General features: G+C 66.7%; 13 protein-coding genes. 3 read left to right on the top strand and 10 right to left on the bottom strand.

Translation table 11 applies throughout. The features are described 5' to 3' along the window. Window positions 1-39: 39 nt before the first annotated feature. Genes cyoD through cyoA form a run of 4 tightly spaced genes read right to left on the bottom strand, consistent with a single transcriptional unit; the run spans window position 40 to window position 4,289 of the window. Window positions 40-429 (bottom strand): cytochrome o ubiquinol oxidase subunit IV, encoded by a 390-nt coding sequence (gene cyoD, locus P0Y50_13925; GenBank protein WEK39616.1) that lies wholly within the window; start codon window positions 427-429, stop codon window positions 40-42. Continuing rightward, window positions 426-1,052 carry a cytochrome o ubiquinol oxidase subunit III gene (gene cyoC / locus P0Y50_13930; protein ID WEK39617.1) on the bottom strand — a complete coding sequence of 209 codons (627 nt, stop codon included), beginning with the start codon at window positions 1,050-1,052 and terminating at the stop codon, window positions 426-428. The genes cyoD and cyoC overlap by 4 nt, the downstream gene beginning before the upstream one ends. Window positions 1,053-1,054: 2 nt before the next feature. Next, window positions 1,055-3,058: a cytochrome o ubiquinol oxidase subunit I gene (cyoB, locus tag P0Y50_13935; GenBank protein ID WEK39618.1), complete on the bottom strand. Its 2,004-nt coding sequence runs from the start codon at window positions 3,056-3,058 to the stop codon at window positions 1,055-1,057. A 13-nt stretch (window positions 3,059-3,071) separates the two neighbouring features. Further along, the gene (gene cyoA, locus P0Y50_13940; protein WEK39619.1) at window positions 3,072-4,289 is read right to left on the bottom strand and encodes a ubiquinol oxidase subunit II; all 1,218 of its coding nucleotides are present in this window, start codon (window positions 4,287-4,289) and stop codon (window positions 3,072-3,074) included. A gap of 212 nt (window positions 4,290-4,501) precedes the next feature. Between cyoA and P0Y50_13945 the strand changes: the two genes are divergently transcribed. After that, entirely contained in the window at window positions 4,502-5,854 is a 1,353-nt protein-coding gene (locus tag P0Y50_13945; protein ID WEK39620.1) for an MFS transporter, read from the top strand. 82 nt (window positions 5,855-5,936) lie between these two features. Here the strand turns inward: P0Y50_13945 and P0Y50_13950 are convergent, their stop codons facing one another. The 5 genes from P0Y50_13950 to P0Y50_13970 all read right to left on the bottom strand — a co-directional run bounded on the left by P0Y50_13950 (window position 5,937) and on the right by P0Y50_13970 (window position 16,101). Next, window positions 5,937-7,607 carry an alkaline phosphatase D family protein gene (locus P0Y50_13950; protein ID WEK39621.1) on the bottom strand — a complete coding sequence of 557 codons (1,671 nt, stop codon included), beginning with the start codon at window positions 7,605-7,607 and terminating at the stop codon, window positions 5,937-5,939. A gap of 10 nt (window positions 7,608-7,617) precedes the next feature. Beyond that, window positions 7,618-10,140: a TonB-dependent receptor gene (locus P0Y50_13955; protein ID WEK39622.1), complete on the bottom strand. Its 2,523-nt coding sequence runs from the start codon at window positions 10,138-10,140 to the stop codon at window positions 7,618-7,620. Window positions 10,141-10,259: 119 nt separating this feature from the next. Next, window positions 10,260-11,591, bottom strand: coding sequence for a hypothetical protein (locus P0Y50_13960; GenBank protein ID WEK39623.1), 1,332 nt, complete (start codon window positions 11,589-11,591; stop codon window positions 10,260-10,262). A 21-nt stretch (window positions 11,592-11,612) separates the two neighbouring features. Then, entirely contained in the window at window positions 11,613-14,681 is a 3,069-nt protein-coding gene (locus P0Y50_13965) for a TonB-dependent receptor (protein WEK39624.1), read from the bottom strand. A 67-nt stretch (window positions 14,682-14,748) separates the two neighbouring features. Further along, entirely contained in the window at window positions 14,749-16,101 is a 1,353-nt protein-coding gene (locus tag P0Y50_13970; protein WEK41584.1) for a dicarboxylate/amino acid:cation symporter, read from the bottom strand. 241 nt (window positions 16,102-16,342) lie between these two features. Here P0Y50_13970 and P0Y50_13975 point away from each other — a divergent pair, with 241 nt between their 5' ends. After that, window positions 16,343-18,172, top strand: coding sequence for a cache domain-containing protein (locus tag P0Y50_13975; GenBank protein WEK39625.1), 1,830 nt, complete (start codon window positions 16,343-16,345; stop codon window positions 18,170-18,172). Continuing rightward, window positions 18,172-19,503, top strand: a complete 1,332-nt coding sequence (locus P0Y50_13980) for a sigma-54 dependent transcriptional regulator (GenBank protein ID WEK39626.1) — start codon at window positions 18,172-18,174, stop codon at window positions 19,501-19,503. The genes P0Y50_13975 and P0Y50_13980 overlap by 1 nt, the downstream gene beginning before the upstream one ends. 5 nt (window positions 19,504-19,508) lie before the next feature. Here P0Y50_13980 and P0Y50_13985 read toward each other — a convergent pair whose 3' ends face one another. Beyond that, the gene (locus P0Y50_13985) at window positions 19,509-22,850 is read right to left on the bottom strand and encodes a polysaccharide deacetylase family protein (GenBank protein ID WEK39627.1); all 3,342 of its coding nucleotides are present in this window, start codon (window positions 22,848-22,850) and stop codon (window positions 19,509-19,511) included. Between the last annotated feature and the right edge of the window lie 167 nt (window positions 22,851-23,017).

Here is a 23,017-nt window from a genome sequence, read left to right on the forward strand (position 1 = left end):
CGGGTCCTGTCTGGTGAACGTCCGCTGATTGCGCCCTCGTCAGCCCATCATCTGGGTCATGTCGTGCGTCGCCGGCATCATGTTGGTGTTCAGGTGATACATGACCCACAGCGAACCCGACAGGGCGATGACCACCACGATGATGGTGAAGATCAGCGCCAGCATGGTCCAGCCGCCCTCGGACTTGGAGTTCATGTGCAGGAAATAGACCATGTGGACCACGATCTGCACCACGGCGAAGGCCATGACGATCAGCGCCGTCGCCTGTTTCGGCAGGACGCCGGTCATGACCAGGGCGAACGGAATGGCCGTCAGGATCACCGACAGGACGAAACCGATCATATAGCTCTTGAAGGAGCCGTGATTGTGGGCCTCGTGGCCCAGATGGTCGGTCTCGTGGGACTCGGGCGAGTGGTTTTCAGCGCTCATCGCAGCATGCCCAGCAGATAGACGAAGGTGAAGACGCCGATCCAGATGACGTCCAGGAAGTGCCAGAACATCGACAGGCACATCAGTCGGCGCTTGTTGGCGGGGATCAGCCCCTTCATGCCCACCTGCACCATCAGCGTCACCAGCCAGATGATGCCGAAGGTGACGTGAAGGCCGTGGGTGCCGACCAGGGTGAAGAAGGCCGACAGGAAGGCGCTGCGCTGGGGTGTTGCGCCCTCGTGGATCAGATGGCCGAACTCGTAGAGTTCGATGCCCAGGAAGGCCAGGCCGAACAGGCCCGTGATGGCCAGCCAGACCAGCGTCTGGCCCCTGTTGTTCCGATCCATCGCCAGCATGGCGAAGCCATAGGTGATCGACGAGAACAGCAGCATGGCGGTGTTGACCGCCACCAGCTCCAGATCGAACAGCTCCTTGGGTCCCGGACCGGCGGCGTAGTTGCCGCCCAGCACGCCGAACACGGCGAACAGCATCGCAAAGATGAGGCAGTCGCTCATCAGATAGAGCCAGAAGCCCAGCATGGTGCTGGAGCCTTCCTCGTGGTGCGGCTCCTCTTCCAGGTGGAAGACGGTGGGGTCGTCCAGCTTGATCGCAGTCGCGCTCATGATCAGGCCTCCGTTCCGGCCAGGGCGCGCGTACGCGCCTCTTCGGTGGCGCGAACCTCATCCGCGGGGATGTAGTAGTCGCGCTTGTAGTTGAAGGTATGGCCGATCGCGACCGCCAGCACGCCGACGAAGGACAGGGCCGCCAGCCACCAGATATACCAGACCAGCGCCAGCCCCATCACCAGGCACAGGCCCGAGATGATGATCCCCGCCCCGGTGTTGGAGGGCATGTGGATGGCCTTGTAGCCGCTCAGCGGACGCTGATAGCCCTTGTTCTTCATGTCCCACCAGGCGTCGGCGTCATGCACGACCGGCGTGTAGGCGAAGTTGTAGTCGGGCGGCGGCGAGGATGTGGACCATTCCAGCGTGCGGGCGCCCCACGGATCGCCCGTGGTGTCGCGCAGCTTGTCGCGGTTGATGATCGACACGGCGAACTGGACGAACATGGCCGCGATACCCAGGGCGATGACGCCCGCGCCGATGGCGGCGATCACGAACCAGATCTGCAGCGACGGATCGTCGAACGCCCGCATCCGGCGCGTCACGCCCATCAGGCCCAGGACGTACAGCGGCAGGAAGGCCAGCCAGAAGCCGGGAACCCAGCACCAGAAGCTGACCAGGCCCCACTTCCGGTCCAGCTTGAAGCCGAAGGCCTTGGGCCACCAGAAGTTGATGGCCGCGAACAGGCCGAACAGCACGCCGCCGATGATGACGTTGTGGAAGTGTGCCACCAGGAACAGCGAGTTGTGCAGCACGAAGTCGGCCGGCGGCACCGCCAGCAGCACGCCCGTCATCCCGCCGATCACGAACGTCAGCATGAAGGCGATCAGCCACATCATGGGCAGCTCGAACCGGATGCGCCCACGATACATGGTGAACAGCCAGTTGAAGATCTTGGCCCCCGTCGGGATCGAGATGATCATCGTGGTGATGCCGAAGAAGCTGTTCACCGAGGCGCCCGAGCCCATGGTGAAGAAGTGGTGCAGCCACACGAGGTACGACAGCACGGTGATGACGACCGTGGCGTAGACCATGGAGGTATAGCCGAACAGTTTCTTGCTGGAGAAGGTCGAGGCGATCTCGGAGAAGACGCCGAACAGCGGCAGGATCAGGATGTAGACTTCCGGGTGACCCCAGATCCAGATCAGGTTCACGTACATCATCGGGTTGCCGCCGAAGTCGTTCGTGAAGAAGTTGGTCCCGACGTAACGGTCCAGCGTCAGCAGGGCCAGAACGGCGGTCAGGACCGGGAAGGACGCCACGATCAGCACGTTGGTGCACAGCGAGGTCCAGGTGAAGACGGGCATCTTCATCATGCCCATGCCGGGCGCGCGCATCTTCACGATGGTCGCGATCAGGTTGATGCCGGACAGGGTCGTCCCGACCCCCGCGATCTGCAACGCCCATATGTAGTAGTCGACGCCGACGCCGGGGCTGTAGCCGATGCCCGACAGCGGCGGATAGGCCAGCCAGCCCGTCCGCGCGAACTCGCCCACGAACAGCGAGGCCATGACGATGATCGCGCCGGCCGTCGTCATCCAGAAGCTGAAGTTGTTCAGGAACGGGAAGGACACGTCGCGCGCGCCGATCTGCAGCGGCACGACATAGTTCATGATGCCCGTCACCAGCGGCATGGCCACGAAGAAGATCATGATCACGCCGTGGGCGGTGAAGATCTGGTCGTAGTGGTGGGCGTTCAGATAACCCTCGGACCCGCCGAAGGCCATGGCCTGCTGGATCCGCATCATGATGGCGTCGGCGAAGCCGCGCACGAACATGATCAATCCCAGGATCATGTACATGATCCCGATCTTCTTGTGGTCGACCGTGGTGAACCACTCTTTCCAGAGATAGCCCCACAGTTTGAAATAGGTCAGCGCGCCCAGGAGGGCGACGCCGCCCAGGGCCACGACGATCATGGTCACGACCAGGATCGGTTCGTGCAAGGGCAGAGCCTCAAGCGTCAGGCGCCCGAAGATCAGCGGAAGGATTTGGTCAGCGTTCATCGAACTCGATCGCTCAGGCGTTGGGTGCGGAGCGGACGCCGGTCGGCTCCGCAGCGAAGGCGCCGGGCGCCCCATTGGTCAGGGCGGCCAGGGAAGGCCGCTTGGGCGACAGCCCCTGCCCGGTCAGACGATCCAGGCTGGTCGGCGCCACGACGGTGTCCAGTGCGGCGCGGCGAACGCGGTCTGCGGCGGCGGCCTCGGCCTGCAGCGGCGTGCAGATGGTCATGACATAGCTGTCGTTGGAGCCGAAATAGGCCGGCGACTTACCGCGCCCTGCGTATTTGTCATAGACCAGCGGCATGGTGTTGCGCACCGAGGCCAGGGTCATGCCGCCCTGTTTGTCGATGGCCATCATCTCGCCCATGCACATCTTTCCGGGTTCGACGCACATGTTCAGGATCGCGTCCCACAGCCTGCCGTCGACGCTGGCGAAATGCATGGCCGGGACCTTCTCGCTGGGCTTTTCCAGCTCCAGATAACGGTCGCGGTCCAGCGCTTGGCCGCTCTGGCGCACACCGGCGATCCATTGATCGAACCCGGCCTGGTCCAGGCCATGGAAGGCGAAGCGCATGTGCGAGAAGCCGTCGCCGGAATAGTTGGCCGAGAAGCCTTCATACTCGCCCGGACGGTTGATCACGGCGTGCAGCTTGGTCTCCATGCCCGGCATGGCGTAGATCTGACCGGCCAGCGCGGGAATGTAGAAGCTGTTCATCACCGAGGACGAGGTGATGTGGAAACGGATCGGGCGATCCACCGGCGCGGCAAGCTCGTTGACCGTGGCGACGCCGTACTGCGGATAGATGAACATCCACTTCCAGTCCAAGGCCACGACATTGACCTGGAGCGGCTCGACGTTTTCGGCGACGGTCTGGCCCGGCTTGATCCGGTCGATGGGACGATAGGGGTCCAGAAGGTGGGTGCCGGCCCAGGTCAGGGCGCCCAGGCAGATGATGATCAGAAGCGGCGCGGCCCAGATGACCAGCTCCAGCGAGGTCGAGTGGTCCCAGTCCGGCTGATATTCAGCGTCCCTGTTCGACGCCCGGTACTTCCAGGCGAAGAAGACGATCAGCCCCATCACCGGCAGGATGATGATCAGCATCAGCAGGGTGGAGACCATCAGCAGGTCGCCCTGCTGGGCCGCCACGTCGCCGGCGGGTTTCAGGACGACCAGGTCACAGGCCGACAGCAGGGCCACGACGGGCGCGAGCAAGAGTAGGCGCAGACGGCGCAAGGCGGATCCAATCGGAAAGCGTCGGGCAAGGGGGAGGCGCCGCGACGGTTGGCGTTCGAACTGCGCCCGATAGTCAGCTTCGATCTGGAACGACATTGGACAATCTGTCCTATCCTCTTGAGGCCGCTTTCATCGCAAAGGGCGCCCGTTCATAATGCGGCGCACCACCGTACGCCTCAAAGATTACTGTCTCACACGGAGCGACCAAGCCCATGTCCGCCTCGACGACCCCTTCGTCCGAGTCGCTGGAACGCGACGCCGCAGCCCTTCATACCGGGCATGGCAAGGTTGACGCCGGCGAGATCGCCATCGGCGTCATTATCGGCCGAACGTCGGAGTTTTTCGACTTCTTTGTTTACGCCATCGCGTCGGTGGTGGTCTTCCCCCAGCTTATCTTCCCCTATGCGGGCGCGGTGGGCGGCACGCTGCTGTCGTTCGCCGTCTTCGCCCTGGCCTTCCTGTTCCGGCCGCTGGGCACGGTCCTGTTCATCGCCATCGACCGAAAGTTCGGTCGCGGCGCCAAGCTGACGACCGCCTTGCTGCTGCTGGGCACCTCCACGGTGTCGGTCGCCTTCATCCCCGGCTATGAGAGCATCGGCATGTGGGCGCCGGTCCTTCTGGCCCTGACCCGCATCGGCCAGGGCGTGGCGCTGGGCGGCGCCTGGGACGGCATGGCCTCTCTGCTGGCCCTGAACGCGCCGGAAAAGAAGCGCGGCTGGTACGCCATGATCCCGCAACTGGGCGCGCCGATCGGGCTGCTGGTGGCCTCGGCCCTGTTCGCCTTCTTCCTGAACACCCTGTCGGCGCCCGACTTCCTGGATTGGGGCTGGCGCTATCCGTTCTTCGTGGCCTTCGCCATCAACGTCGTGGCCCTGTTCGCCCGGCTGCGCATCGTGGTGACGCCCGCCTTCCAGAAGCTGTTCGAAACGCGCGAACTGCAACCGACGCCGGTTTCCCAGGCCCTGCGTGACGAAGGCCCCAAGATCGCGATCGGCGCCTTCGCCCCCCTGGCCAGCTTCGCGATGTTCCACATGGTCACCGTCTTCCCGCTGTCGTGGGTGTTCCTGTTCACCAACGAGACGCCGGTCCGCTTCCTGCTGATCGAGATGGTCGGCGCCGTGTTCGGCCTGATGGCCATCCTGGCCTCGGGCGTCCTGGCCGATCGTTACGGACGCCGCACGCTGCTGGCCGTCACCGCCGCCGGCATCGCCGCCTTCTCGGGCTTTGCGCCGCAACTGCTGAACGGCGGCGCGATCGGCGAACTGACCTTCATGATCTCGGGCTTCATCCTGCTGGGCCTGTCCTTCGGCCAGGCCTCGGGTCCGGTGGCGTCCAGTTTCAGCCTGACGAACCGCTACACCTCCTCGGCCCTGACCTCGGACCTGGCCTGGCTGTTCGGCGCCGGTTTCGCCCCGCTGGCGGCCCTGTGGATCTCCAGCCAGTTCGGCCTGATCGCGGCCGGCGCCTATCTGCTGTCCGGCGCGATCTGCACCCTGATCGCCCTGTGGCTGAACCGCGAACTGGCGCGCAGCTCCTCTGACAAGACGCGCGTCAAACCGGTCTGAACCAAGATCCCGAACCCCGCACAAAAGAACAGGGCCCGCAGCGACTGCGGGCCCTGTTTTCGTTGCAGCCTGTTCGCCGAGATCAGGCTTCCGTCAGATCGCCTTCCGGCGTGACGACGAAGGCTTTCAGCCGCTTCAGCTCATAGGGCTTGGCCATGATGGTGGACACAGCCCACAGCTCGCCCGTCATCCGCTCGCGCGTGATGTTCAGCAGAATATAGCCCTTGGCCGTCTGGTCGCAGAACTTGACCTCGGGGTTGGCCGCCGACAGCGCCACGCCTAACGGCAGACCGCCGACATGATCGCCCGGCGACGGGCTGGAGATCGAGGAGGTCCCGAACTCCACCGCCCGCCGCGCACCGGCGTTGTCGTACAGTTCGTTGACCCAGAAGGCGTGGCTGTCGCCCGCCAGCACGACCGGCGACAAGCCCGCGTCCGCAAAGGTCTCGTACAGACGCTCGCGCCCGGCCGGATAACCGTCCCAGCTGTCCAAATTGAACGGCAGGCCCAGCTTGAACAGCTGGATCGCCGCCTCGACCTGGGGCCGCACGTCGGCGGGCAGGCTGGCGACCATCTGCTGCACCTGCTCGGCCGGCATCATGCGCGTGATGTCCGGTCCCTTGACCCGCGCCATGATCACCTGATTGCCGATGATCTGCCACGGACGGCCCGCCGCCTTGGATCGGCTCAGCGTCTCGCCGACCCATCGCCGCTGCGCCTCGCCCAGCAGGTCGCGATCGGGCGCCTGGCGCAGGGCCTCGAACGCCGCGACGTCCGGCGCGCCCTCGGCCGTCTTGGGAATATCATCGAAGGTCATCTGCTGGCCCCGCGCCAGCAGCCGCGTCTCGACCATCGTCAGACTGGCCAGATCGCCAAAATCGAAGCTGCGGTTGATCGCCTCCTTCAGCGTTCCCGCCTTGGGCTCGCGGATCGGCATCCATTCATAGTAGGCGCGAAGCGCGGCGGCCTTGCGCGTGGCGAAATCGCCTTCGGTCGCGGGCTGATGGTTTTCCGCCCCCGTCATCCAGGTGTCGTTGGCCACCTCGTGATCGTCCCACACGCAGATGAACGGCGCGCGGGCGTGAGCGGCCTGCAGGTCGGGATCGGTCTTGCACTGGGCGTGACGCGTCCGATAGTCGGCCAGGGTCACGATCTCATGCGGCGGCTGAGGCGCGCGGTTCAGCGCCGCCCCCGAGGTCATGCCGTAATCCCCGGCCGCCGCCCCGTATTCATAGATATAGTCGCCCAGGTGCACGATCGCGTCCAGACGTTCGAGTTTGGACAAGGCGTCATAGGCGTTGAACAGGCCGCCCGGATAGAGCTGGCACGACACCACGCCCAGCGTCAGCTCCGGCGTCGCCCCTTCCGGCAGCGTCCGCACCCGTCCGACCGGCGAGACGACCTCGCCCGCGACGAAGCGGTAGAAATAGTCCTGACCCGGCGCCAGGCCCTGCCCGTCCAGGTCATGTTTGACGGTGAAATCCCGCTCGGCCGACGCCTGCAGACCCGCGGCGCGGCGAACGATGTCGCGGAAGTCGGCATCGCGCGCCACCTCCAGCACCACGGCCACGTCGCCGCTCGCCCCATCGGCCGGGGTGACGCGCGTCCAGAAGACGGCCGAACGGGTGTCAGGATCGCCGCTGGCCACCCCGTGCAGGAAGGCGACCCGGCCGGTGGCGGCGCCCTGCGCCAGGGCGGGCGTTGCAGCCCCCGCCCCCATCAGACCCAGGAGACTGCGGCGATCCAGTTTCATTGTCAGATCCTCAGAGCTTCAGCTTGAACGTCAGGCCGTATGATGCGGGCCGGCCGGCGATGAAGGTCGGCATGCCCAGACCGTCGCCGGTATTGCCGGCGTCCTTGATGTATTTCTCGTCCAGAATATTGTCGCCAAAGGCTTCCACGCCCCAGTTGGCGCCGTCCGGCGTGTAGCGAACCCGCAGGTTCAGCAGGCCGTAGGCGTCTTGGTATTCATCCTGGATCAGATCGGCGATGATCGAGCCCCGGGCCACCGTCTGCAGGTCCGGGCGGTCGTTGTCGTCGTCGAAGAAGATTTTGGACTGCCAGGTGTAGGTCGGCTGAACCTCGATCTCGCCGCCGGCCGTGGGCAGTCGCCAGGTCGCGCCGATCGAGGCGGCATGGTCGGGCGACAGGCGGAACTGGTTGCCGTCATAGACGCCGTTCTCGAACCGCGAATGGTTGTAGGCGTAGGTGGCGAACAGGTCGAACACGGGCGACAGGGCGAAGTTGGCCTGCCCCTCGAAGCCGTAGGACTTGGCCTCGCCGGCATTGGTGGTGACGAAGGTCGTGCCCTGCTGCACCGTCGTCTGGAAGTTCTCGTAGTTGTAGAAAAAGACCGCCCCGTCCAGCCGCAGCCGTCCGCCCATCAGGGCCGACTTGGCGCCGACCTCGTAGCTGTCGACCGTCTCGGCGTCGACGGTGCTGAAGCGGGCAGCCCCGCCCGGCGCCGCTGGCGGGCGGGCGCTGACGACTTCGGGACGGCGGCCACGCGCATAGTTGGCATAGACATTGGTGTCGTCCGTCAGGGCGTATCGGGCCGTGACGCGCCAGGTCACGCCGTCGTCCTTGGAGTCGAAATAGCTGAAGTCGCCGTTATTGGCCGTCGGCTGCGACGTCAGACCGAACAGCGGGAACAGGTTGGCCGGCAAGACGAGATAGGCCGGATTGGCCAGGGCGCCCAGGAAGGTCGGAATCTGCCCCGCCGGAATCGCGCCTGCCTGCAGCGCCAGCAGACCGCCCAGGGTCGAACGGCTCTGCACCGAGCTGGCGAAGCCCGTCGTCTTGTCGTCGCGGGTGTAGCGAACGCCCGCCGACATCTCGAACCGGTCGGTGAAGGCGTAGGTCACATCGGCGAAGACATCATAGGACGTCAGCTCCGAGTTGTTGATCGGCGTCTCGATGTGCGCCGGCTTCAGATTGTCGGCGATGGGGCTCGCAAAGGCGCCGGCGCCCAGCGGCGTCAGCAGCCCGCCCAGCGCCAGCTGGGCGACGGTCGGATAGGCGGCCATCGGCAGGGTGCGATCCCCCACCGTCGTCGCCGAACCGTCCAGCAGGCCGGCGAGTTGGGCCAGCAGCAGCCGTTCGTCGAACTGGGTCGGGGTGCGCTGATAGCCCTTTTCATGGAACCAGCCCGCGCCGACGAAGCCGCTGAGCCGCCCGCCGTTATCGAAGCCCAGACGCAGGTCCTGGCTCCATTGTTCGCCATGCGTGTCCTCGGCGGCCGTCAGGATCGGCAGGGAAACGCCGTCGGCGTCGAAGGTCTCGTAGTTGGTGAACTCGCGGTATGCGGTGGTCGAGTTCAGCGTCCAGTCGGCGTTCAGATTGAACCGCGCCAGACCCGTCACACCCCAGACCTTGCGGTCCAGACCCAGCGCCTTGCCGCCGTCGAAGGCCGCCCCCGGCGTCAGGGCCGCGCCGTCCCACGGAGCCTTGCCGCCCAGGACCGCCCCGGTGTTCGGATCAGCGGGCGCATAGGCGATCGACTTGAACGAAGTGCCGGACGCGTTGTCCTTCTGATAGTTGCCGATCACGTCGAACCGCATGGCGTCGGACGGCGCCCAGGCCCCCGAGAGACGAAGGGCGCGGGTCTCGATGGAGTTATAATCCTCGCCGCCCAGCAGGTTGTCGACCGAACCGTCGCGGGTCTTCAGTCGCGTGGCCAGACGCAGGCCCGCGGTCTCGCCGACCGGCAGGTTCAGCGCGCCCTCCACCATCCGATAGCCTTGGTTGCCGGCCTCGATATTGGCGTAGGCGTCGGTCATGCCCGGCCGCGCCCGGTTCTGCACCAGATTGACCGCACCGATCAGGGCGCCGCGTCCGTACAGCGTCGACTGCGGCCCCTTGGCCACCTCGACCCGCTCCAGATCGAACAGTTCGACATAGGACCCGCGCGACTTGGAGATCGACACCCCGTCCTGGAACACCGACACGCGCGGCTCGGCCGTGGCCGATCCAGAGTCGGAGGTGATGCCGCGCATCACGAAGCCCGGATTGTTCGGCGACTGGTTCTGGACCAGGAAGCCCGGCACGAAGGCCGACAGCTGGTCGAACTCCTGAATGCCCAGGTTCTCCAGGAACTGACCGGAATAGGCGGTCAGGGCGAAGGGCACGTCGATGGTCTTCTGTTCGCGCAGCTGGGCGGTGACGATCACCTCGTCCACGGTGCTGACCGGCGCGGCCTCCTGCGCCCAGACGGCGGTTGCGCCCATCGTGACGCCCGTCAGGGTCGCGGCGGCCAGCAGGCGCGCCTTCAGCGTGGTCTTGAACATCGGATTCCCCAGATTCGGCTAAGCTGGGGCCGTGCCTACGCGCCGGCCATGTCGGCCGAACGACGCCGCCGCGTCGTCTTCGCAACGCTGGAACGACAGACTGACGACGATTGATCCGTTTACCGACGAGGTAAGACGCCGTCCGCCGATGGGCTAAAATCCCGGTCGAAATGGCAACCGCCATCATACCGCTGCGCCGCCGTATGACACAGGGCCGCCACGCTGGCCGGCGTCGGTTTGGCGCCGTCGTCCAACCAATGCATCATCGCCTGGAACAGACCGACATATTCCGGCGTCGCCAGCCGGCTGTGCTGGTCTTCATCGGTGAAGGTCTGAACCAGCAGGTCGGACCGACCGGCGGCGGCGACTGTATCGCGATACAGCGCCTCGTTCGACACGAAGGCCGTCGGGTCGTTCTTGGCGTGAATGGTCAGGGTCGGCGCCACGATCAGGCCGCTGAGATCGGCGTCATAGGCCAGACGCGCCACGCCCATCGGATCGGCGGTGAACCGCGCTGCCCCAGCGTTCAACGCCGCATCGTCATGCGACCCCTGATAGACTGTCCGGCTGTTGTCGAAGGGATTCAGCCCGGCCAGGCGACGTTGAACCATGTCGCGGAACAGGAAGGTGGCCCAGGACAGGTGGGCGACCAGCTGATCCTCGCGGATGCCCGTCACGGCCAGAATATCGGCCAGATTGCGTTTCTGGACGGCGGTGCGCCGTACTTCCGGCAGGCCGACGCCGGTGCAGGTCTGGACCCGCTCCGCCAGTTGCGCGCGGGTCATGTCGGCGTCCGCCGGCAGGCCCTGCCACAGCGGATATTGCATTTCATCCGGGCGCGGATGATTGCGGCAATAGAACTGATAGACGGCTCGCAGATCGGCGCGGAACCGATAGGTGCGCGTGCCCCCGCCGATCACGCCATTGGTCAGGATCACCCCGTCCCACACCACCTTGCCCTCTGCGTCGCGGGCATACAGTTCGGCCGTCTTTGCCGCGACATTGCCGCCCCACGACTGGCCGTGCAGCAGTGTGCGGCGCGGCCGGCCGAAAGCGTCCCAGAAGATCTGGCGCAGGTCGTCCGTGTCCTCCGCCGCCATCCGCACGCCGTAGCCGCCCCGACGATAGGTCGATCCGGCCCAGGCGAAACCCTCCTGGACCGTCATGGAGAACCGTTCCAGATCCTCCAGCGGATCGTTCGCCTCTGGCGCGCCGGTGCGGGGCCCGCCGTGGGCGTGGACCACCAGCACGCCGTTCCAGGTCATGGGCACGGCGATCCAGTAGAAGCCGCCCTTGGCCGCCCTGCCCGTCCAGCACCGGGTCTGCGCCGGCAGGTAGTCGGGACAGGTTGCGGCCGCCGGGGCGGGGGCGAGAGGCGTCGACGCCGAGGCGGCCGGCGCGACCAGGGCGGCGATCATGGCCGCCAGGGTCGAAAGCACAGGAAGCTTCATCGCGCCGACCTTCTCTTTTCCTCAGAACGTCTTGGAGACGTTGACGTACCAGTAGCGGCCATAGGGATTGTAGAGCGCACCCAGATAGCCCGACGAAGTCAACGGAGGCTGCTCGTCGGTTATGTTGCGCGCGCCGACGCGGATGGTGGCGTCCGAGGCGAAACCGGCGGCTTTCCCGAACTCATACTGGCCGTACAGATTGGCCGTGATCTGGCTGTCGACCTGCCAGGAATCGCCCTGGGCGCTCAAGAAGCCGGTTTCGGTCACGGCGCTGTTGTACTGGGTGAAGGCGCCGACCTGCCACGGACCTTGCGACCAGGTGAAGGAGCCCGTCACTCGCCATTCCGGCCGGCCGTTGCGGGCCAGGAGGGTCTGCGACAAAGGCAGAGGCGTCAGGGCGTTGATCAGCCCCGCCTGGCGCGCTTCGAACAGCGAGTCCACCAGGGCGCCCGGCGACCGATCGAACTTCGTCAGATGCGCGGCGTTCAGGCTGGCGCGGAAGTTGCCCCACGGCGTGCCGCGCAGTCGCCATTGCATCCCGATGTCGACGCCTTCGACCGTCTGCGGCAGCAGATTGATGAACTGATCGCTGATCGAGACGATCTGTCCGACAGGCGTGATGCCCGTGCCGTCGAACAAGGCGATATCGTCGGCGTTGACGGGCGCGCGGGTCACGTTCGGGTTTCGCGTGCCCTGCAGGATGTTCAGATAATCGAGCACCACATTGGGCTGCGCCCCCAGCAGGCCGACGATCTTCTCCTGCTCGATCTTCCAGCGATCGACGGTGAAGGTGAAACGACCGAACTGCTCGGGAATGAACCAGGGTTGCAGCACCAGGCCGATGGATTGGTTGGTGCTTTCCTCGGGTTGCAGATCGGGATTGCCCGACACCAGCAATGACGCGCTGGCGGGCTGCGAACACTCGTTGAACTTGAAGTTGGGATTCTTCCGAAGCTGCGCCTCGCACCGCACATAGTCGTTGGTCGTGGCCAGGCGGCCATACTGGGCTGCATTAGTCTGCTCCAGGTTCGGCGCGCGGAAGCCTTCGGAATACGAACCCCGGATACGCACCCCCTCAATCACGTCCCACGCCATGGCGATCTTGGGTTTGGCCACGTCGCCGAAGTCGGAATAGTGTTCGTAACGACCGGCCAGTTGCAGATCCAGGCTGCGGACCAGCGGGATGTTCATCTCGGGCGAGACCACCGGCACGGCGAACTCGATATAGGCCGAATAGACCTCGCGCTTGCCATAGGTGTCGGGGTTGGAGCTGACGGCGGCGATATTGGACTGACTGACATCGCCCGACACGCTGTCGCGGAAGACATTGGTCCCGTCCAGATCGGCGTCGCGGTCGTCACGCTGGGTTTCCCGGCGCGCCTCGACCCCCAGGGCCATGCCGACAGGCCCGCCCGGCAGGGTGAAGACGTCCGGCCGGCTGACCTTGAAATCCCACAGCGCCAGCGTCGTCTTGGACACGCGTGTCAGATCGGTGGTGATGGCGTCGATGGCTGCCTGGGAGCTGGGGGTGCAGTCGCCATAGTTGGTGTCGTTCACGCACCCGCCGCTGAACGGATTGTAGGCGTCCGGCGTCGACAGGGCCAGATTGGCCTGCAGCGCGGTCAGGTTGACGGCGTTGGAGCTGTCCGTCGCCTCGGCCTCCGAATACAGCAGCGCGCTTTCCCAGTCGAAGCCGCGCCATTCGCCGCGCAGGCCGCCCAGGAACCGGGACTGCCAGTTGTCCACGTCCACGACCTGGGCGCCCAGGTCGTTGAACCGATAGCGCACCAGCTTCACCGGCGTCCCGGCGACGGGAACATTGGTCAGCCCCGACAGACGATTGGGGTTGCGCGTGCCATCGGCGAAAGTCACCGGCCCGAACGGATTCCAATAGTTGCTGGCCGGAATCCACAGTTGGTTCAGCAGAATGGTCGGCGGCTGAATATTCTGGGTGGTCGCCGTGTAATAGCCCAACTCGCCAAATGCGGTGACGCCGTTGTCGAGATCATAGTGACCAGACACGAACAGGTTCAATCGCTCGATGTCCGGGGACTGGGTCGTGCCGCGCGCGCCGTCGTAACGCAGCTCGCGCGAGTTGGTGTAGCTGATGTTGCCGCTGGCCAGACAGACATCGCCGCCCACGGGCGCCGTGCAGCCATAGCTGGACGGCTGATTATGGAAGGCCCCGGCGCCGGTCGTCAGATTGGTCGATCCGCGCTTCACCTGGAACGGCGTCAGGAAGTTCGCCCAAGGGGTGTAGGATGAGCGACCATCCGCGTCGGTCGAATTCTCATAGCCCGGCACATTGGCGAACAGGCTGCGACGGTCGTCGCTGGCGGTATAGGGTTCGTCGCTGGCCTGCTGGGCCGTGCGGTTGGTGTAGTCCAGGAAGCCCGACAGATTGCCGCGCTCGAAATCCTTGCCGGCGAACAGGCCCAGGGTGAACTCGCGACGATGGGTGCCCTCGGCGCCGCCGTATTGGGCCTTCATCTCCAGCCCGTCGAAATCCTCGCGCAGCACCGTATTGACCACGCCTGCGACCGCGTCCGCGCCATAGATGGCCGCCGCCCCGTCCAGCAGCACCTCCAGCCGCTCCAGCCCCGACACGGGAATGGCGTTGGAGTTATAGCTCAGGACCGGCACCGTGCCGGTGTCCGACGTACCCTGGCTGGTGGGGTGCTGAACGATGCGGCGGCCGTTCAGCAGGACCAGGGTGTTGCCCACGCCCAGCGAGCGCAGGTTGACCGAGTTGACGTCGCCGCGCGCCGCATTGGACGTCTGCGGATTATTGGCGCTGGAAAACATCACGTCGCCCATCTGGGGAATGGAGCGCAGCAGGTCGTCGCCGCTGACCGCGCCGGTGGCGACGATCTCTTCCTGGGTGACGACCGTCACCGGCAGGGCCGCCGTGGTCGAGGCGCCGCGGATCTGAGAGCCGACAACGACGATATCCTCGACCTGGGCCGTCTGCGCGTCGTCGTCGGTAGATGGCGATGGCGGCGGCGTCTGCTGCGCGGCGGCGGCGGTCGAGATCATCAGTACGGCCGTGGCCGCGCCCGCCATCAAGGCGAACTTGGATTGGGTCTTCATGGTTTCCTCCTCCCGGGCCGCCGTTATGTCGGCGGTCCCGTCTGCTGTTGTTTGTCGTCCTCGCGCCTCAGTCCTTGGCGAGGACCAGATCGTCTCCGGGTCCGGCCGCTGGATCGGGTCCGGCGGCGATCGGCTGTGGTTGTCCGTTCAGCGCTGCGGTCAGGGCGTCGCGATCCAGCGCGTTCTCCCAGCGGGCCACCACGATGGTCGCCACGGCGTTGCCGATGAAGTTGGTCAGGGCCCGGCACTCGCTCATGAAGCGGTCGATGCCCAGGATCAGCGCCATGCCGGCGACCGGCACGTCCGGCACGACCGACAGGGTCGCCGCCAAGGTGATGAAGCCCGCGCCTGTGATGCCCGCCGCCCCCTTGGAGCTGAGCATGGCCACCAGCAGCAGGGTGATCTGCTGCCAGATCGTCAGGTCGATGTTCAGCGCCTGGGCGATGAACAGGGCCGCCATCGTCATATAGATGTTGGTGCCGTCCAGATTGAACGAATAGCCGGTGGGCACGACCAGGCCGACCACCGACTTGGCGGCGCCGGCCCGCTCCATCTTGGAGATCAGACTGGGCAGGGCGGCCTCGGAGCTGGAGGTGCCCAGCACCAGCAGCAGTTCTTCCTTCAGATACCGGATCAGCTTCAGGATCGAGAAGCCGTTGGCGATCCCCACCAGGCCCAGCACGCCGACCACGAAGATGATGGCCGTGGCGTAGAAGGTGACGATCAGCGCCGCCAGATTGGCGATGGAGGCGATGCCATAGGCGCCGATGGTGAAGGCGAAGGCGCCGAACGCCCCGATGGGCGCGGCCTTCATGACGATGGCCACCAGTTTGAACACCGCCACGCTCAACGTCTCGAACAGGTCGAGCACAGGCTGGGCGCGATCGCCGATCAACGCCAGAGAGACGCCGAACAGGATGGAGACGAACAGCACCTGCAGGATATTGCCGGTCGAAAAGGCGCTGACCAGCGTGTCGGGAATGACCCCCATCAAGAAGCCGACGATGGTGCTTTCATGCGCGGCGGCGGCGTATTGCTCCACCGCGCCCGCGTTCAGCGTCGCCGGGTCGATGTTCAGCCCGTGGCCGGGCCGCACGACATTGGCGATGATCAGTCCGATGATCAGGGCCAGGGTGGAGAAGACCAGGAAATAGGCGAAGGCCTTGGCCGCCACCCGCCCGACGCTGCCCAGATCGCGCATTCCGGCGATGCCGGTCACGATGGTCAGGAAGATCACCGGCGCGATCACCATCTTCACCAGCTTGATGAAGCCGTCGCCCAGCGGCTTCAGACGCTCGCCGAAATCGGGCCAGAAATGGCCGATCAGCGCGCCCAGCGCGATGGCGATCAACACCTGGAAATACAGGTGCCGATAGAACGGCCGACGCACCACCGGCGCGGTCTCTGACGGAACTGGGATCACGAAAGGCTCCTGATATGCGGCGGGGCCGCAGTCTCCTCGATGGACGCGATCTTCGCCGCGCTCCGTTCACAAGACCATTCCGCACTGCGCAGAAGCGGCCAAGCGCATCCCGAATATTTGACCAAACTTCTGTTCTTGTTGAATTATATCCGTCGCCAGCCGATGAGACGCGCCGCGTTAGTGCGATATTTCGCGCAGACGTCTAGCATTGGCGTGCGATTATCCGCACAATCCCGCCATGTCGTGGCTATCTTCATCGGGCGCCGCTCGCCAGGAACCCGCCCGGACGAATCTGTGGCTGGGTTTGGCTGCGTGGATCGTCGTCGCCCTTCTCGCCGCCGTGGCGACGGGCGAAGTGGCGCGACGCGACGCACAGGCGGAGCTGGCCCGCCAGGCCCAGGCCGCAGCGGCCCTTCACGCCGCCGTCCTGCGCAGCGAACTGGAGAAGCATCGCTCCCTGCCTCTGGCGCTGTCCGGTGATCCCGACATCGCGAGCCTGCTCAGATCGCGCACGAACGCCGCCGACGCGGTGAATGCGAAGCTGGAGGGCCTGGCGCGTCAGACGCGGGCGGCGGCCATCTATGTCATCGACGCCGGCGGCCGCACCCGCGCCGCCAGCAACTGGCGCCTGCCGACCAGTTTCGTCGGGGCCGACTACGGCTTCCGGCCCTATTTCATCAATACGATGCGAAGCGGTCAGGCCGAGTTCTTTGCTCTGGGCACCGTATCCGGCCGCCCCGGTCTTTATCTGGCGCGGCGCGTCGACGCCGCCGATGGCGCGCCATTGGGCGTGGTTGTGGTCAAGGTGGAGTTCGACGCGCTTGAGGCCGAATGGCGGGCGTCGGGCGAGCCGGCCTATGTCGCCGATCCGACGGGCGTGGTCCTGATCACGAGCGTTCCCGACTGGCGGTTCAGAACCCTCGATCCGCTGGACGAGGCGCGCCGTCGCCTGACCCTGACCGGCCAGACGCTTCGGCCCGAGGCGCTGCGCCCCCTGCCCTTCGACACGCCCGCGAACGGGCGGCCGCGCCTGATCCGGACGGCCCCCATCGGCGGGGAGCAGCGCTGGATGCACGCCGCAGTCGCCACCGATACGCCGGGCTGGACGCTGCACCTGCTGTCGCCCAGCCGGGGCGCGGTGGAGGCCGCCGTGGCCAGCGCACGCGCCTTGGCGGCCCTGATCGTGACCCTGCTGGCGGGTCTGGCCGCGGTCGTGCTGCGCCGCCGCCAGCAGGCCCTGATCCGGGCCCGCGCCGAGGAGGACGCCCGGCACGAACTGGAACGCCGCATCGACGAGCGCACCCGCGAACTCAGCGACGCCAACGCCGCCCTCAGCGGCCAGATCGAGGAAAGGCGGCGCGCCGAGGCGGCGCGCGAGCGGCTGCGCGACGAACTGGTGCAGGCCAGCAAACTGGCCGCGCTGGGCCAGATCGTGGCCAGCGTCGCCCACGAGATCAATCAGCCCGTCGCCGCCATCCAGACCCAGGCCGAGACCGCAGCCGTCCTGCTGGATCGCCAGGACGCCGTGACGGCCCGCACCGCCCTCTCCCGCATCGGCGACCTGACGCAGCGGATCGGATCAATCACCGAGAACCTGCGCACCTTCTCGCGCAAGACGGACCCCAAGATCGGCGTGGTGCGGTTGGACGACGCCATCCACGGCGCCCTCTTGCTGACGCGCGGCCGCCTGGACGAGGGCGGCGTCGCCCTGATCCGTGAGGGCGACGCCGACGTGGCCGTGCGCGCCGACCGCTTCCGCCTGGAACAGGTGATCGTCAATCTGGTCAAGAACGCCGCCGAGGCGCTGGAGGGTCGTGTCGGCGCCCGCCTGACGCTGCGGGTCGAACAATCGGCCGATCGCGTCCGCCTGATCGTGGCCGACAACGGTCCGGGGGTGCCGGACCCGGTTCGCGCCCAGCTGTTCACACCCTTTGTCACAACCCGCGCCAACGGCCTGGGGCTGGGTCTGGTGATCTGTCGCGATCTGGTGGCCGGGTTCGGCGGCGAGCTGGATCTGATCGACACGAACGAAGGCGCGATCTTCGTCGCCACCCTGAGGATCGCCTGATGCAGTTCGCCCGCCCGACCGCCGTCGCCCTGATCGAGGACGACGCCGATTTCCGCCAGGCTCTGGTCGAGCGGCTGGTGCTGGAGGGTCTGGACGTGCGCGCCTTCGCCGGCGGCGATGCGGCGTTGAAGGCCATCGATGCGGACTTCCCCGGCGTGGTCGTCACCGACCTGAGGATGCCGGGCCTGGATGGGCGCCAGTTGCTGGACCGGCTGCAGGCGCTGGACGCCACCCTGCCGGTCATCATGATCACCGGCCACGGCGACGTCGCCGATGCGGTCGCGGCCATGCAGGCGGGCGCCTATGATTTCGTGGCGAAACCCTTTCCGTTCGAGCGGTTGCAGGACAGTCTGAACCGGGCGCTTGAGAAACGGGGCCTGGTGCTGGAGAACCGACGCCTGCTGGCCATGGCCTCTGACAGCGGCCAGGAACTCCCGCTGGCGGGCGCCTCGCACGCCATCGTCGCCCTGCGCGCCACCATCGCCCAGATCGCCGACGCCCGCATGGACGTGCTGATCGAGGGCGAGACCGGCACGGGCAAGGAGGCCGTCGCCCGCGCCCTGCACAACGGCGGCCGGCGTCGGCTGGCCCCCTTCGTCGCGGTCAACTGCGGCGCCCTGCCCGACGGCCTGATCGAAAGCGAACTGTTCGGGCATGAACTGGGCGCTTTCGCCGGCGCCCTGCGCCGCCGCGTCGGCCATGTCGAACGCGCTCACAACGGCACCCTGTTCCTGGACGAGGTCGAGAGCATGCCCATGGCTGTTCAGGTCAAGATGCTGCGGGTGCTGGAGGAGCGGGAGGTCCATCCCATCGGCGCCAACGAGCCGCGCGCCCTGGACCTGCGGGTTCTGGCCTCGTCCAAGATCGACCTGGAGGCGGCCGCCCGCGCGGGGGTGTTTCGCCAGGATCTCTATTATCGGCTGAACGTCGTACGGCTGCGCGTGCCGCCGTTGCGGGAGCGACGCGAGGACATTCCCCTGCTGTTCGCCCACTTCCTGCGCCGCGCCGCCGACCGTCACAGGGTCGAGCCGCCCGCCCTCTCGGACAGCGTGCGCCGTCGCCTGGTCGAGGCGGACTGGCCGGGCAATATCCGTGAACTGGCCCATTTCGCAGAGCGTGTCGCCCTGTCGCTGGACGACGCGACCCGCCCGGCCGACGAGGGCCTCAGCCTGCCCGACCGCCTGAACCGGTTCGAGGCGGAACTGCTGCGCGATGCTCTTCAGGCGCACCGGGGCGATATCGCCGCCGTCCTGGCCGAGATGCGCGTGCCGCGAAAGACGCTGTACGACAAACTGGCCCGTTACGGCCTGAAGCCGGCCGCCTTCCGCTAGCCGCCTCAGCCGGCCGGCGCCTGGACGTCTCCGGTGCGCTTCAGCTTGCCCCAGGTCTGCCCCAGGCCCGACAGCGCCCGCTCCAGCGCACGCCAGACGACCACATACATGATCTGGCGATAGACGAACCGCTGGGTGGGCAGCAGCCACAGATCGCCGCGCTTCTCCCGGTCGAAGCCGTAGGCGATCCAGCCCGCCGCAAGCTCCAGCAGGGTGAAGGCGACATAGACTCCCAGCGTGAACCACAGCGTGGGATTGGGCGCCGCGTCCAAATCGGCGTGCTGCGCCGCCGCCAGCCAGGCCAGCCCCTGGATCAGGATCGCCATCGCCAGCTGCAGGTCGATCAGCGGCGCCAGCACCTGGCCCACGATCTGGAACAGCCACAGGCTGGGCAGGGCCAGCCCGCCGAACCAGCCGTGCCGGAACGTCGAGCGCCGGTGTTTCCACAGGCATTGCAGCGTGCCGAAGCTCCAGCGGAACCGCTGTTTCAACAGACCGCCCAGCGATGACGGCGCCTCGGTAAAGGCCAGAGCCGTCGGCTCGTTGGCGATGACCCAGCCCGCCTCGCGCACCCGCCAGGTCAGGTCCATGTCCTCGGCCAGGGTGTCGGACCGATAGCCGCCCAGGCTTCTCAACGCCTCGGTGCGCCAGGCCCCGATGGCGCCCGGCACCACAGTCACCGCATTCAGCAGCGCCAGCGCCCGCCGGTCGATGTTCTGGCTGGTGATGTATTCGATGGACTGCCAGCGCGTGACCAGATTGCTGCGATTGCCGACCTTCACATTGCCCGCGACCGCCCCGACCTTGGGATCGGCGAACCAGGCGGCCAGAAGCGCCAGGGCGTTGCCCGACAACTGGGTGTCGGCGTCCACGCCCACCACCACCGGGGCCGTCGCCTCGGTCAGAGCCAGGTTCAGGGCCGAGGCCTTGCCGCCGTTCGCCTTGCGCTTCAGCCGCACGCGCGGATCATCGCCGAACGCGGCCGCCACGACATCATAGGTGCCGTCCGTCGATCCATCGTCCACCACCAGCACCGAAACATCCACGTCTCGGCTGGCCAACAGACTGTCCAGGGTGCGCCGGATCACGGTCGCCTCATTATAGGCCGCGACCAGAACGTCCACGCGCGGCTTGGGCGCCGCCGGGTCTAACGGCGCGGCCCGACGCCTGCGCCGCGACGCCAGCGCCAGCATCAGCACGATCCGCGCCAGACCCAGGCCGATGGCCAGGTTGAAGCCGACGAACAGAACCACCCCGACCGCGTGCGAGAAGCCGAAGGCCGCCGAATCCGCCGCGATCAGCGACCGCTCGCCCTTCGGCAGGGCCGGCATGGTCTGATCCGGCGTGCGTCCGACCAGCCCGCCGATGGTCGTCAGGCGATAGCCGCGTGCGCGCAGGGCGTCGATCAGCACCGGCAGGGCCTTGACCGTCGCCGAACGGTCGCCGCCGGCGTCGTGCAGAAGAATGGCGTGGCCGGCGTCGGCCTGGGCCAGCACCTCGGACACGATCTCGTCCGGGCGCAGGCGGTGCGTGCTCCCGTCCGGGTTTGGTCGGCTCAGGTTCCAGTCGTTGGGATCGATGGATTCCCCGGCGGTCGTGTACCCCAGCTTGGACGCCACGGCGATCGGCAGGATTTCACCATAGGATTCCGGTTCGGAATCGGCGTTGTAGGGCGGTCGGAACAGGGTGACCTGGCGCCCCAGAATGCTTTCCAACGCCCGGTCCGTGGCCGTCAGCTCCAGCCGCACCCGCTCCTCATCGACATGGGCCATGTTGGGGTGGGTGAAGGAGTGGTTGCCGACCTCATGGCCCTCGTCGCGCACACGCCGAACCAGGGCGGGGTTGGCCGCCGCCGATCCGCCGATCATGAAGAAGGTGGCCTTCACCCCCTTGGCCTTCAGCACGTCCAGGATTTCTGGCGTCCATTCGGGATCCGGGCCGTCGTCGAACGTCAGGGCCAGGGTGCGATCCGGCGCGCCGGTGCGCCGCACGGTCCAGGCCGAGGGCCAGCGCGTCCAGACCTCGTCGCTGACCAGTCCGCTGACCGGATCGACGGCGATGCGCCTTTCGCCCGGATGGGGCGTGTCGATCACGTTCAGCAGTTCGCCCTGGCCGGTGAAGGCGATCTGCTGGGTCAGGGCGACGTGCTCCAGCGCGGGGATCACGGTGATCGCCGGCGCGGCCTGACGGCCGAACACCTTCCAGCTGGCGGGGTCTTCTTCGCCCAACGCCCACAGGGACGCGCCGCGCAGCCCCCTCTCCCGCCCCATCGTCATGGCGTTGGCGACCGAGGCGGCGTCCTGCATCCAGACTTCGTGGGCATGCCCCTGATCGTCGGTGTAGCGGAATGTGGGCTGCAGCGCCTGGGGATCGAAATCGATCACATTGGCGGGATTGTCTTCGGGCCGATAGCCGCGCGCCGTCGCCAGCGCCGCCGTCGTCGTCAGGGATTCGGCCGAACGGTCCCCGTCGCGCCAGTCGTAGGAATAGGCCCCGATGCCCAGGATCAGCTTGTCCGCCGGCACCAGACGCGTGAACCGCGTCAACGCCTTGTCCACGAACAGGGCCGAGGAGATCGGCCCAGGCATGCTGTCTTCCCCGTGCTCGTCATAGGCCATGATGGCCGCGTAATCGACCACGCCGGACAGGGCGCGGATGTCGTGATCGCTCAGCCCGACTTCCAGGGCGATGGACAGTTCGCCGCCCTGGGCGTGCAGCCGCTGGCGCAGTTGGTCCAGCCACGGCGTCAGCCGTTCGATCTGTTCCGGCGTCACCTGTTCGAAGTCGATCTGCAGGCCCGCGAATCCGTTCACCCGCACGAAGTCGAGCAGGTGATTCATGACGTTCTGGGCATTGGCGGGCGCCAGCATCCGGTCGATGCGGCCGGCGTCGAAATGGCCCTCGGTGGCGTTGCCGACCACCGGCACGATCTTGACCCCATGCGACCGCGCCGCCGCAATCAGGGGCTTGGTGGTGGGGTTTCGCGCCGGGTCCCAATCCTTGGTCAGGATGTCGCCGCCGTCGTCGCGCAGCTCGATCCAGGTCGGATAGACATGGGTCAGGTCGCCGGCATGACGCGTGAACGAATCCAGCGCCCCGTCCTCCCACGGCGCAAACCAGGCGCCGGCGATGGGCGCGCCGGCTGTCGACACGGCGCGGACGGGCCGACGCTCCCGATGGGCGATATAGTTCAGCAAGGCCCGTTCGGCCCCGTGCGTACGCCGCGCGACCACCGCCGCCGCCGGCGACACGACCGACAGTCCCGTCAGGCTGGGCAGGATCATCAGGCTGGCCACAAAGCCCGCCAGAACGACGCCCGCCACGATCGCCGCGGCCAGCGCGGCCATCCGCATCCGTCGCGCCCGTCGCCCGGTCGCGTCCAAAAACACCGCCGGCCCGTCGCCATGCGGTTTAGAAGCGTCAGAAGTCATCCCAAGCCGAGCCCAGCCCCACGCGGCCGATCCCGCGTCATTCGGTCGCATATCCATCAAGAACGGCGGGATGTGGGCGAAGC

The organism is Candidatus Brevundimonas colombiensis (assembly GCA_029202665.1).
Lineage (GTDB): Bacteria > Pseudomonadota > Alphaproteobacteria > Caulobacterales > Caulobacteraceae > Brevundimonas > Brevundimonas colombiensis.